Genomic DNA, 12,887 nt, shown 5'->3' with positions numbered 1-12,887 from the left:
GTTCCAGCCTTTCGCCTCGTCGGGGCCGGTGGTTCCATCGGTGAGGTACTTGCCGGCATCGTTGTAGTAGTAGTTCGATTCCACCCAGCGCTTGACGCTGTTGCGCGAGCGCTGTTCGTAGCGCGCGACCGCGACGATGCCGAACTGATCGTCGCCGCCGAACTGATTGGAGAACACCGCTTTGGCGCTCTTGCCGAAGTGGCCCAAGGTCTTGTGGTCGCCCCCCGCGCTGCGCCCCACATTGGTCTCGGCCGTGGAATGGATGCCGGCCACGTCGGCGAACACGTACTTGCCGGAGCGGTCAAAGGCGCTGCGGCTGATGATGTCGATCACACCACCGATGGCATCCGGTGCCTGCTCGGCGCTGAAGCTCTTGTAGATGTCGGTGCGGGTGCCGATGTCGCTGGGAATCAGCTGCAGGTTGTTCATGCGCTCGCCGGAGCCACTGCCGCCCACGCTTGCGATCGCGATGCCGTCGATGGTCGTGTAGTTGAGATTGGCCTGCACGCCGCGCACGGTCACGTAACGCGGTTCGCCCGCATCTTCCACCGCACTCAGGCCGGGCGCGGCCATCAGGCTCTCGGCCAGCGTCTCATCGCCATAGCTGTCCATCTCGTCGTAGATCACCGAATCCTTGATCACCGGCGAGGTCTTCTTCTGGTCGATGACCTCATGGGCGGCGATCACCTTGACCGTGCCCAGGGTCGGGGCCACCACCGCTTCCGGTGGGCGCGATGCCGGTGCGGCCTGCCGGCTTTCCCGCGAGACCGGTGCCGCGTCGATGGCGATCACGTTGCCGTCCACCACCGTGTAGCGCAGGCCGGTGCCGGCCAGAAGCGTGTCCAGCGCCTGCTTGACGGTGGCTCCTCGCGGTACCGCGCCCGCCATGGGTGCAGCGCCCGCGCCGGCATACAGGAACTGCACGCCCGAACTGCGTGACAGCTGCTCCAGCGCCTGGCTCAGCGGCTGCGCGGCGATCGCTGCGGTGACCCGGGTCTCAAGCCCATTGGCCGACGCCGCCTGTGCATGCGCACCCAGACAGGGAGACAAGGCCAGTACCACCGACAGATAGAGCTTCTTGCGCATCACGGTTCCTTGGAGGAGAGAGGACTGCTGGTACCGCGTCGGCATGCGACAGCGGCTTCTCCCAAGTAAGAGCCGGCATCGGCGGAAGTGGAGAACGCCGATTCGATGAATTTTTTCTGACAGCCCTTCGCCGAACCGCGATCAACGGCTGGACACCCACACCGTGTCCGCTTCGCGGCGGATGACAAAGCGCGCGTCCCGCTGCAGGAATGCCTGCAGCGCTGCGACCCGGTGCGCCTCCAGGCTGCCTGACAGACGCGCCGCGCGCGCCGCGTCATCGGTCAGCCGCACCTGTACCTGGTTGTGGCGGTTGAAGGCAGCCGCCACCTCGTCCAGCCGCTCATCGCGGAACGACACCCGGCGCTGCTGCCAGTCCAGCAGCATGGACATCGGTATTTCCAATGGCTGCACCGCATGGCTGCGGTGATCGACCTGGACCACCTTCCCGGCAGGCAGCTGCGCCAGCCGTCGTTGCCCGCTGCCGGCGGTCCAGACCTCCACCTCGCCGGACACCACGCCGATGCGCGTACTCTGCAAACGGCGCGAGACATCGAACACGGTGCCGATGTCGCGGATCCGCAGATCGCCAACCTGCACCTCGAACGGCCGGCGATCCGCTGCGATATCGAACGTGGCCTCGCCGCTCAGCAGTTCCACCCGACGGCTGAACCAGCCGATGTTCACCCGCAGACGGCTGTCTGCGTTCAGGCGCACCTGCGTCCGGTCAGCCAGCACCACCTCACGCAGTTGCCCGTGGCCGGCGATCAGCATCTGTTCGCGAGGCATCAGCCACGGCACCAGTCCGGCCACCAGCAACAGGCAGCAGGCCACCGCAGCCACCCGCCTCCAGAGTGGTCGGCGTGATCGCGATGCGACCACGGCGCGCGGCACGGGCACCGGTACGGCAAACAACGGCACGACTTTCGCCGTTGCCGGCAGCTCCGGCAACGCGGCCCTGTCCCCCTGCTCCTGTCCGTACGCCACCATCACCGCGCCTACCTGCCGGTGCACGTGCAGGACATGCAGGTACGCGCGTATGTGTTCGGGAGAGCGCTTCATCCATGCCATGAACTCGATGCGCTGAGCGGCGCTCAGGTCACCCTCGCGGTTGCACAGGAACCAGTGCGCGGCCTGCTCGGCCACCTCGTCATCCATCGCTGCAGGCTCCTGCCGGTTCATCCATCCTTCCCGGCGCCGAGCGCCTTCCTGCAGGCATCCAGTCCCTTGCCGATGTGCTTGCGCACCATGTGCACCGACACATCCAGCTGTGCCCCCACCTGCCGGCAATCCAGCCCATCGCGATAGTGCAGCTCCATCACCCGCCGCGTTGTCGGCGGCAGTTGCGCGATGGCGCCGCGGATTCCGCTCCAGCGCTGCGCCCGCTCGAAATCAGCTTCGATGTCCTCCTCGCTGCGCAGTACCTCGGCCAGCAGGTCGACGTCCTCGATCTGTGGCAGGCCGGAGCGCGAGCGTGCCTGTTCACGCGCCAGGTTGGCAGCCACCGCGAACAGATAGGCTTCGGGGTTCTCGATCGCCTGGGCATCTTCGCCGGTACTGCGCAGCAGCCGCAGGTAGACCTCCTGGGCCAGGTCCTCGGCATCGGCAGCCTGTGAACCACGCCGAAGGAAGAAGCCACGCAGCAGGCGGCGCCGCAAGGCGTAGCTCTTCTCCCAGATCCTGACGCTGTTCACAACCGACCAACCACCCCGAGGCTGGAAAACCCAGCAGGGTGCACACCAACGATGACATCCGCATTGCAGCGCTGCATGGCCAAGCGAAGGTTCGCGCAGACCCAATCGTCGCCCGTCTACCCGCCAGCCGATACGGCGCCTACGCTTGTCTCCTCGGCAGCCACCACGGCCGCCCCCGCGCCACGGACCCGCCGGCGCGACTCCGCTCCAGAGCTGTCGCCCTGCCGGCGGTGCCGTGCAGGTGCAGAACCGGCGCTCTCTGGAGACGCAGCATGAACCAGGCACATTTCCCTCTCGACGCCGATCCGCAGGAAACCCGCGAATGGCGCGAGTCCCTGCAGGCGGTGATCGAGGCCGGCGGYCGCCCCCGCGCGCACTATCTGCTGGACCAGCTCGATGCACTCGATGTGCAGCAGCATGGCGACCTGCACACCCGCGCGTGGAYCGCCTACACCAACACGATTCCCCCCGAACGCCAGCCCGCCTACCCGGGTGACCTGGCCATCGAGCGGCGGTTGAACGCGATGATCCGCTGGAACGCCATGGTGATGGTGCTGCGTGCCGGCAGGCATTCCAATGTCGGCGGCCACATCGCCACCTACCAATCCGCAGCAGTCATGTATGACGTGGGCTTCGATCACTTCTTCCGTGGACGGACCGAAACCTTCGACGGCGACATGATCTACATCCAGGGTCATTCGGCCCCGGGCATCTACGGCCGGGCGTACGTGGAAGGCCGCWTCAGTGCCGAGCAGATGGACAACTTCCGCCGCGAAGCCGGACGCGAGGGCCTGTCCTCGTATCCGCACCCGCGGCTGATGCCCGGGTTCTGGCAGTTTCCCACTGTGTCGATGGGCCTGGGCCCGCTGACGGCGGCCTATCAGGCCCGCTACATGCGCTACCTGGAATACCGGGGGCTGAAGCAGCACCAGGGCCGCAAGGTCTGGGCCTTCCTTGGTGACGGCGAAATGGACCAGCCCGAATCGCTGGCGGCCATTTCGCTGGCCGGGCGCGAGCGCCTGGACAATCTGGTGTTCGTGGTCAACTGCAACCTGCAACGTCTGGACGGACCGGTGCGTGGCAACGCCAAGGTGATCCAGGAACTGGAAGGCACCTTCCGCGCCGCCGGCTGGAACGTGATCAAGGTGATCTGGGGCAGCGGCTGGGACGAGCTGCTGGCACGCGATCACAGCGGGCTGCTGCGCCAGCGCATGATGGAGTGCGTGGATGGCGACTACCAGACCTTCAAGTCGCAGAGTGGCGCCTACGTGCGCGAACACTTCTTCGGGCGCTACCCGGAACTGCTGGCGCTGGTGGCGGACATGAGCGACGACGAGATCTGGGCACTGGCACGCGGCGGCCACGATCCGCAGAAGGTATTCGCCGCCTACCAGCAGGCGGTGAACACCAGCGGTGGCCCGAGCGTGGTGCTGGCCAAGACGGTGAAGGGCTTCGGCATGGGCGAGGCCGGCGAAGGCCAGAACATCAACCACCAGCTGAAGAAGATGAGCGCCGACGCGGTGCGTGCGTTCCGTGACCGCTTCGACCTGCCGGTCAGCGACGGGCAGCTGGAAGAGATGCCCTACCTGCGCCCGCAACCGGGCAGCGCCGAGGCGCTCTACTTCGCACAGCGTCGCCAGGCGCAGGGCGGCCAGCTGCCGGCACGGCTGACCCAGGTCGATCCGTTGCCGCTGCCGCCGCTGTCCACGTTCAACGTGCAGTTGCAGGGCAGCGGTGATCGTGGCCAATCCACCACCATGGGCTTCGTACGCATCCTCACCACCCTGCTCAAGGATCCCGAACTGGGCAGGCTGGTGATCCCGATCGTGCCCGATGAATCGCGTACCTTCGGCATGGAAGGGCTGTTCCGCCAGATCGGCATCCATTCCTTCCTGGGCCAGCTGTACACCCCGCAGGACGCCGGCCAGCTGAGCTATTACAAGGAGTCCAAGGACGGCCAGATCCTGCAGGAAGGCATCAACGAATCCGGCGCGATCTGTTCGTGGATCGCAGCGGGCACCGCGTACAGCAACCACGGCCTGGCCACGATTCCGTTCTACATCTTCTATTCGATGTTCGGCCTGCAGCGCGTCGGTGACCTGGCCTGGGCAGCGGCCGACGCGCGCACCCGTGGCTTCCTGCTTGGCGCCACCTCCGGCCGCACTACCCTGATGGGCGAAGGCCTGCAGCACGACGATGGCCACAGCCACGTGCTGTCCTCGGTGATTCCAAGCTGCGTGTCCTACGACCCGACCTACAACTTCGAACTGGCAGTGATCATCCACGACGGCCTGCGCCGCATGTATGTGGACCAGGAAGACATCTATTACTACATCACCCTGCTCAACGAGAACTACCCGCACCCTGCACTGCCTGACGGCGCCGAAGCCGGCATCCTGAAGGGGCTCCATCTGCTGCGTCCCGCCGCTGCCGACAGCACGGCACAGCCTCGCGTGCAGCTGATGGGCAGTGGCTCGATCCTGCGCGAGGTGCTGGCCGCCGCCGATCTGCTGCAGCAGGATTTCGCCATCGCAAGCGATGTCTGGAGTGCCACCAGCCTGACCGAACTGCGCCGTGATGGCCTGGCTGCCGAGCGCTGGAACCTGCTGCATCCGGCCGACGAGCCGCGCGTTCCCTACGTGCAGCAGTGCCTGCAGGACCATGCCGGCCCGGTGGTGGTGGCAACCGATTACATGAAGATCGTCGGCGACCAGATCCGCCCCTTCATCAACGACCGGCGCTTCATCGCACTCGGCACCGATGGCTTTGGCCGCTCGGATACACGCGAATCGCTGCGCACGTTCTTCGAAATCGATCGCCACTTCATCGTACTGGCGGCACTGAAGGCCCTGGCCGATGACGGGCATGTGGAACGGGGCCTGCTGCAGCAGGCGATCGACCGGTACGGCATCGACACCGGCAAGCGCGATCCCGCCGCAGCATGACAGAACAGCAACGGCACCCGCAGAGCACGCTTCTGTGGGTGCCGCTGCATCACATCACTACGGCAACCGCTTGAACAGGTTGGTCTGCAGGATCGGCGTGCCGTCATGGCCGAAGAAGGCCTTGGTCTCGGTCATCGTTGAGCGATCGGCGGCCACCGTGTACACGCGGGTGGACGCCGGCGCGCCATGATCGACCAGCTGCATCACCAGCGTGTTCGGCGCCGGCAGTTTCAGCGTTGCCTGGTTGGCGCCGTAGCTGCCGGTCAACGCCGCGGGCGTGCCATCCAGTGCCAGCGTACCGTCGGATTTCATGGTCTTGCCATCATGCAGGACGATGTCCACGTGCGAGCTCCACCTGCCCGCACCGGCATCCTTGAATTCCAGCACGACCTGTTGCGGCCGCTGCGCCTCAGGAAGCGCGGAAGTGGCGATCTCCAGCGACCAGCGGCCGAGCAGGGGCGAAGGCAGAGCGTCGGCCGCCTCCGCCGTCGATGCCTGCAGCGAAAGAAGGGACAGCAGCACAGCAGAAAACAGCTTCATGTGAGTCTCCTGTCGAGTGATGAACCGTCTGCGCAGCGTGCACGATGCCACGCTACCCGGACTCTGCAGCCACCGGGGTATGCGCGTAACGAACTGCATCACAGTCCGGCAGTCCGATCCGGGGCCAGGCCCCACGGGGTGAGCATTCATCGAGGTGATTCCGCCGCGCTCAGCCGTTCCATCCCAGTCCGCGCGGCTCGTTGCTGAAGCCTGCGGCCCGCAGCGCGTCCACCAGCGCGCCGCGATGCACCGGCACATCATTGATCCGTTCCAGGGTGAAGGACAGGCGCCGCCCCCGGCGCAATGCCACGGCCAAGGCCTGTGCAGCGGCAACCAGAGTGTTGGCCGCATCCTCCGCCCCGCCCTCGATCCAGCTGGACAGTTGCCGCCCGCCCTGCGCCAGGTACAGCAGCAACCGGCCGTTGCCGATCACCACCATCGCACCGGAACGCCGCAGCGGACGTGCACCGGCCACCGGCTGCGGCCACGGCAGCAGGCTGCCGAAGGGATTGGCCGGATCCAGCGCTGACAGCGCGACGACCGACAGCTCACGCGGCACACGCTCGGACAGTTCGCGCAGATGGTCGATGGTGCCGCGCTCTGCAAACTGTGCTCCGCCCAGCCCCGCCACGAAGCGGCCACGCAGGACCTGCCCGGCATCTTCCATGCCTCGATAGACAGGCTGCAGTGCAGGGAACCCACCGGTTACCGCTTCGGTCATTGCCGCCGCCCGGGTCACCACCCGGTAGCGATCAAGCAGGCTTTCGCCCAGCGCCAGCGCCCGCACCGTGTCGTTGCTGCGCTCGCGGGGCAGCAACGACCATCGCCCCGCCAGGGTCGGCCCGCTGGCAATGGCCGGGTCCAGCGCCGTGGCCCGCGCGTCCAGCGTCGGCATGAAGCGGAAACCCCGCGTGCGCCGCGAGGCCGACGCAACGCGTGCCCGCTGCTGGCGCACGCCGGCCAGGGCCCGCAACGGCGACCACAGGTCGCTGCTCACTTCGCCCCTCCAGGCCAGCTGCCATAGCGCCAGCTGGAAGTCCTCGGCCGCCGCCGCACTGCCGACCAGGCGTGACTGCACCTGCGTGGCCAGCTGCCGCGCGAAGTAGGCGCCGCCATCGGCCAGGACCTGCACGATGGCGTCCTGCATCGGTGTACGCAGCGCCGGATCCGCTTCCGGCAGCAGCGGCAACGTTTCGGCGGCATGTTCCTGCAGGTGCAGCGACACCAGGCCGTCGTCGTCACCCAGCCGTCCGTGCCCGGCCCACAGCACCCTGCCGGTGGCCAGCAGCTCATCAAGCAGGGCCGGTGCGTAGTCGCGCACCCGGGTCGGCAGGACCTGGTGTTCCCAGACCGAAACCGGCAGCGGCAACCCCGCCAGCTGCTCGACCACACGGGCAACGCCGTCGCTGCCCTCAAGCATGGCCGCAACGGCACCATTGCGGGCACGCCCGGCGCCGCCTTCCAGCAATACCCCCTGCCCCTCCAGCAGCAGGCGCACATAGGCTGCCGGTGGCACCGGCCGGGTGGCTTCACGTGCGGCCTGCAGCGAACGCAGGCGCAGACGCTGCAACACATCTTCGCTGACCCATTCGTGCACTACGTCCGGCGACGGATGCACCCGCTCATTTCCCTGCTGTCGCCGCGCTGCGCCGAAATTGCCACGCAGCACCCGCCCCTGCTCCTGCAGCCTTTCCAGCGCGCCGTCGACCACCGCCACACCCAGCCCGAACCGCTTGGCCAGCGCGCTGCTGGTGAAGGGCGCATGCGTACGTGCGTGGCGGGCCAGCAGATCGCCGAGGGGATCGGGCATGTCTGCAAGAAACACCTCGGGCAGCCCGCCCGGCAGCGCCGTACCCAACGCATCGCGCACACGTGCGGCGTCCTCCACGGCGACCCACTGCGTGTGGCCGGCAATTGAAGCCGGGATGGCGCGCTGCTGCGCCTGCAGCGCTGCCAGGTGCACTTCCACGCATTCCGGATCGGACAGGCGCAGCGCCAGGTCCGATGCAGGCAACGGTCCCAGCTCGCGCAGCAGGTCGGACACGCCTTCCATGCCATGGGCCCTGCGCGCAGGTTCCAGCCGCTGCAGTTCACGTTCAACCTGATCGACCACCCCCGCATCCAGCAGTTCACCCAGGTCTACCTGGCCCAGCAGCTCGGCGAGCAGGCCACTGTCCAGTGACAGCACCGAGGCGCGGCGCTCGGCCAGCGGCACGTCCGCCTCGTACATGAACTCGGCGACATAGCCGAACAGCAGATTGGCCGCGAACGGCGAAGGCACCTCGGTCGCGACGTCCAGCAACTGCACCTGGCCGCGTTGAACGCGTTGCATCAGCGCGTCCAGCGCATCCAGGTCGTAGACATCCTGCAGGCACTCGCGGGCGGTCTCGATCAGGATCGGGAACTCCGCATGGGCCTGCGCGATTTCCAGCAACTGGCCGGCGCGCAGGCGCTGCTGCCACAGCGGCGATCGACGCCCCGGCGTGCGACGCGGCAACAGCAGTGCGCGCGAGGCACACTCGCGGAAGCGCGCCGCGAACAGTGCCGAATGGCCGACCGCCGCGGTGATCGTGCGGCGCAACCGTTCCGGTTCGAACACGAACATGTCCGCCCCCGGAACGCGCCCGGTACTGTCGGGAATCCGCGCGATGATGCCATCGTCGCTGGCGACCACGGCCGGGTCGATGCCCCAGCGTTCGCGCAATCGTGCTGCCACCGCCAATGCCCACGGATCATGCACGCGGCGGCCATACGGCGAATGCAGCATCACCCGCCAGTCGCCCAGCTCGTCGCGGCAGCGTTCCACCACCAGGCGCAGATCGGTGGGCAGCACGCCCGTGGCCTGCCGCTGCTCGGCGACCAGGCCGAGCATGTTGCTGATCGCGTTGGCGTCCAGGCCACTGGCCTGCAGGCGTGCGTGCAGCGCCGTCGCAGGGGTGTCACTGCTATCGATGTGCGCCTCCAACGCGGCGAGAAACGCACCGATGGCCTGTCCCAGTTCGGCAGGGCGGCCGACACCTTCGCCACGCCAGAACGGCAGGCGCGCCGAACGTCCGGGTGCGGGCGTCACCACCACCTGATCGTGGGTGATCTGGTCGATCCGCCATGAGGTCGCGCCCAGCGTGATCACATCATTCACCCGCGACTCGTGGACCATCTCCTCGTCCAGCTCACCGACGCGGCGCGATCCGGCCCGCTCTTCTCCTTCAGGCAGCACCACGCTGTACATGCCACGGTCGGGAATGGTGCCGCCGCTGGTAACCGCCAGTTGCTTCGCACCAGGGCGAGCGCTGAGCTCACCGCTCTGCCGGTTCCATACCAGCCGCGGCCGGAAGCCGGCGAAATCCTCGGACGGATAGCGGCCGGAAAGCATGTCCAGCACCGCGTCGAAGGCACTGCGCGGGAGTGAGCGGTACGGCGCGGCACGGCGTACCCGCGCATACCAGGCATCGGCCTGCCACGGCTCCATCGCCACCGCCGCCACCGTCTGCTGGGCCAGCACATCAAGCGGGTTGCGCGGCGGAGCGATGGCCTCGATGCGTCCGGCCAGCATGCTGTCCACCACCACAGCGGCATCGATCAGGTCGCGCCGCGTACGCGGATACACCAGACCGCGGGACATGCCACCCACCTGGTGGCCGGCGCGACCAACGCGCTGCAGGGCGCTGGCCACCGACGGCGGCGCGGCCACCTGTATCACCAGGTCGACCAGCCCCATGTCGATCCCCAGCTCCAGGCTGGACGTGGCCACCACGCAGCGCAGTGCACCCGATTTCAGCGCCTGCTCGATCTCGCCGCGCTGCTCCTTGGAGACCGATCCGTGATGCGCGCGTGCAATCAGTGCCGGCGCAGCGGAGACCCGGTTGACCGTACTGCCGGTGAAAGAGCCATAGGCCAACCCGTTACCCGAATCGCCACGGATTGCGCCGTCTTCGCCACTGCGTCCGGCGTGCAGCTCGTTCAGGCGTGCGGTCAGCTTTTCGGCTACGCCACGCGAATTGGCAAAGACAATCGTCGAGCGATGGCGCAGCACGTTGTCGAGAATGCTTGCCTCCACGTGCGGCCAGATCGAGCCGATCCGCGCGCCGCCGTCGCGCTCCCCGGGCGTGCCCTGCGTAGTCAGGCTGGACATGTCTTCCACCGGCACCACGATGCGCATCTGCAGCTGCCGCGCCGAGCCGGGTTGGACCACGCTCACCGGGCGGTCGCCGCCCAGGAAGCCCGCCACCTCGTCGACCGGCCGCACCGTGGCCGACAGGCCGATGCGCTGCGCCGGCTCGTGCAGCAGCGCATCCAGCCGTTCCAGGCTCAGCGCCAGATGCGAACCGCGTTTGCCGCCGGCCACTGCATGGATTTCATCGAGGATGACGGTCTGCACATCGCGCAGGATCTCGCGTGCCTGCGAGGTCAGCATCAGGTACAGCGACTCGGGCGTAGTGATCAGGATGTCCGGCGGCCGCCGCACCAGGCCTGCACGTTCGCTGCTGGAGGTATCGCCGGTACGCAATGCGACGGTCAGCTGCACCGCCGGCTCGCCGCGTCGGGCGCGCTCGTCGGTGATGCCCTGCAGCGGCACCTGCAGGTTGCGCTGCACGTCGCTGCCCAGCGCCTTGATCGGCGACAGGTACAGCACACGGGTTCGCCGCACCGGCTTGGCCAACGGCGCTGCGCGCGCTTGCCGATCACGCTCGGCGAACAGCTGGTCGATGGCATGCAGGAATGCGGCAAGTGTCTTGCCCGATCCGGTTGGCGCGATGACCAGGGTATGTTGCCCGGCACCGATCGACGACCAGGCCTGATCCTGCACCGGCGTGGAGGCATCGAACGCGGCACGGAACCAGGCCTGCGTCGCGGGATGGAAGCGCTGCAGCGGGTCCTGCGGGAAATCAGGCGGCGTCATGGTGCGTCGATCATACCCAGCTGCGGCCCGTTGGCCGGGCCTTGGTTGGCGCTGGTTGCATCAGGCAGCTGATCCGAGGGTCGACAACAAAGGCCCGGAGCGTAGCCATCCTGCCGTCACGGAAACGCCAGACGTCGCTGTAAAGACGCGTGGTCCGCCCGCCGTCAGTATCCGTGGTCACGATCGTACCCACAGCCACCACCATGTCATCTTCGGCCACCAGTTCGGTCACGGTGAACTCGGGAGGTTCCCGGTAGTTCGCCTTCATCCATTGGCGAAGGGACGCCTTGCCATTGATGACCGTGTCACCGATCGCGTTCCACTCGATGTCATCGGTGCAGTGCTGCAGGAACCCTTCGATATCCAATACGGAAATCGCAGCATTCGCAGCCAGCAGGGTGGCCTTGTTCGCACTGGTCATCGACGTGCTCCGCTCGGCGGTCATTGTGCGAACCTAGCACCGCGATCGTGGGCCGCAGGTCAACGCGACGCACAAAGAAAACGCCCGCAGATCGAGGATCTGCGGGCGTTCTTTTGCATCTGGCGGAGCGAGAGGGATTCGAACCCTCGATAGAGCTTTTGACCCTATACTCCCTTAGCAGGGGAGCCCCTTCAGCCGCTCGGGCATCGCTCCGGGGTTTTCTCCGCGTCTGGTGCGTTGCACCTCAGCGGGGCGTGAATCATAACGTTAATCACGCGCGAAGGTAAAGCCTTATTCCGCAGAATTTTCACCACCGGTGCTGCCGGCTTCGTCACCACGCTGGATGCGCTGGTAGATCTCTTCGCGATGCACGGCGACGTCCTTCGGCGCAGTGATGCCGATACGCACCTGGTTACCCTTGACGCCAAGCACGGTGACGCTCACCGAGTCACCGATCATCAGGGTTTCGCCGACGCGGCGAGTCAGGATCAACATTTTTTTAAGTCTCCATGGAACCGTGTGGAAGGGTATCCCCCACCGGCTTGACGCTCCGTCAAGAAGCGCGCCCACGACAAAGGGAAAAGATTCGCAATGGTACCGTCAGCCGTCCCGCTCCTACAAGGAGGGGGACGGCAGGGATTCATCACAGGCGGGGGCTGACCCATTCGACGACCGCAGCCAGCGCGGTAGCAAGGGCGGGCCCGTCCTCGCCACCACCCTGGGCGAGGTCCGGGCGTCCGCCGCCCTTGCCCCCGATCTGACCGGCGATATGGGACAACAGTTCCCCGGCCTTGACCTTGCCCATTGCACTGCCGTTCACGCCCGCGACCAGCGCCGCCTTGCCGTCCTGGGCACCGGCCAGCACGATCACCGCGTCGCCCAGCTGCTGCTTCAGGCGGTCCATGGCATCGCGCAGGGCCTTGGCGTCGAAGCCTTCCAGGCGGACAGCCAGAACCTTCACACCGGCGACCTCGACGGCCTGGCCGGACAGGTCGGCGGTGGCGCCGGCGGCTACCTTGGCCTTCACGGCCTCCAGCTCGCGCTCCAGCTGCTTCTGGCGCAGGCCCAGCGCACGGATCTTTTCGACCACGTCGGCAGCACTGCCACCCAGCAGCTCGGCGGCCTCGGCCAGACGGGCCTCCTCGGCATCCACGTAGTCCAGCGCGCCCTGGCCGGTGACGGCCTCGATACGACGCACACCGGCCGAGACACCGCCTTCGGAGGTGATCTTGAACAGACCGATGTCACCGGTCCGGTTGACGTGGGTGCCACCACACAGCTCGGTGGAGTAGTCGCCCATCTTC

Annotated in this window: 9 protein-coding genes and 1 tRNA gene; 1 reads left to right on the top strand and 9 read right to left on the bottom strand. The window is 67.0% G+C overall.

The features are described 5' to 3' along the window. The 3 genes from AC1DJN_RS15795 to AC1DJN_RS15785 form a co-directional block, all read right to left on the bottom strand. Positions 1–1,086: STN domain-containing protein (locus AC1DJN_RS15795; protein ID WP_478039445.1), on the bottom strand; the 1,086-nt coding region annotated here is incomplete at its 3' end. 141 nt (positions 1,087–1,227) lie between these two features. Further along, positions 1,228–2,265, bottom strand: coding sequence for a FecR family protein (locus tag AC1DJN_RS15790; protein ID WP_333622262.1), 1,038 nt, complete (start codon positions 2,263–2,265; stop codon positions 1,228–1,230). Then, positions 2,262–2,777: an RNA polymerase sigma factor gene (locus tag AC1DJN_RS15785; RefSeq protein ID WP_025878928.1), complete on the bottom strand. Its 516-nt coding sequence runs from the start codon at positions 2,775–2,777 to the stop codon at positions 2,262–2,264. Before AC1DJN_RS15785 ends, AC1DJN_RS15790 begins: the two co-directional genes overlap by 4 nt. Positions 2,778–3,049: 272 nt before the next feature. Here AC1DJN_RS15785 and aceE point away from each other — a divergent pair, with 272 nt between their 5' ends. After that, the gene (gene aceE / locus AC1DJN_RS15780) at positions 3,050–5,722 is read left to right on the top strand and encodes a pyruvate dehydrogenase (acetyl-transferring), homodimeric type (protein WP_478039443.1); all 2,673 of its coding nucleotides are present in this window, start codon (positions 3,050–3,052) and stop codon (positions 5,720–5,722) included. 57 nt (positions 5,723–5,779) lie between these two features. Here the strand turns inward: aceE and AC1DJN_RS15775 are convergent, their stop codons facing one another. The 6 genes from AC1DJN_RS15775 to AC1DJN_RS15750 all read right to left on the bottom strand — a co-directional run. Next, positions 5,780–6,262 (bottom strand): LuxR family transcriptional regulator, encoded by a 483-nt coding sequence (locus tag AC1DJN_RS15775; RefSeq protein WP_100436082.1) that lies wholly within the window; start codon positions 6,260–6,262, stop codon positions 5,780–5,782. A 169-nt stretch (positions 6,263–6,431) separates the two neighbouring features. After that, positions 6,432–11,162 (bottom strand): ATP-dependent helicase, encoded by a 4,731-nt coding sequence (locus AC1DJN_RS15770; protein ID WP_442251493.1) that lies wholly within the window; start codon positions 11,160–11,162, stop codon positions 6,432–6,434. A 10-nt stretch (positions 11,163–11,172) separates the two neighbouring features. Then, the gene (locus tag AC1DJN_RS15765; protein ID WP_081794571.1) at positions 11,173–11,583 is read right to left on the bottom strand and encodes a nuclear transport factor 2 family protein; all 411 of its coding nucleotides are present in this window, start codon (positions 11,581–11,583) and stop codon (positions 11,173–11,175) included. Positions 11,584–11,703: 120 nt separating this feature from the next. Beyond that, positions 11,704–11,796, bottom strand: a tRNA-Ser gene (locus AC1DJN_RS15760). Positions 11,797–11,874: 78 nt separating this feature from the next. Then, complete coding sequence (gene csrA / locus AC1DJN_RS15755; protein ID WP_025878924.1) at positions 11,875–12,078, bottom strand: carbon storage regulator CsrA; 204 nt, start codon at positions 12,076–12,078, stop codon at positions 11,875–11,877. 148 nt (positions 12,079–12,226) lie between these two features. Beyond that, positions 12,227–12,887 (bottom strand): DHHA1 domain-containing protein (locus AC1DJN_RS15750; RefSeq protein ID WP_478039441.1); only part of this gene is annotated, 661 nt, incomplete at its 5' end.

This window comes from Stenotrophomonas sp. 05L414_2 (genome assembly GCF_056397905.1).
This window is presented reverse-complemented; position numbering and strand designations above follow the sequence as displayed.

Excerpts from the sequence above, each read along its gene's own strand:
- AC1DJN_RS15770 (WP_442251493.1), bottom strand. The coding sequence starts at position 11,162 with ATGACGCCGCCTGATTTCCCGCAGGACCCGCTGCAGCGCTTCCATCCC.
- AC1DJN_RS15775 (WP_100436082.1), bottom strand. The coding sequence starts at position 6,262 with ATGAAGCTGTTTTCTGCTGTGCTGCTGTCCCTTCTTTCGCTGCAGGCA.
- AC1DJN_RS15790 (WP_333622262.1), bottom strand. The coding sequence starts at position 2,265 with ATGAACCGGCAGGAGCCTGCAGCGATGGATGACGAGGTGGCCGAGCAG.
- AC1DJN_RS15765 (WP_081794571.1), bottom strand. The coding sequence starts at position 11,583 with ATGACCAGTGCGAACAAGGCCACCCTGCTGGCTGCGAATGCTGCGATT.
- csrA (WP_025878924.1), bottom strand. The coding sequence starts at position 12,078 with ATGTTGATCCTGACTCGCCGCGTCGGCGAAACCCTGATGATCGGTGAC.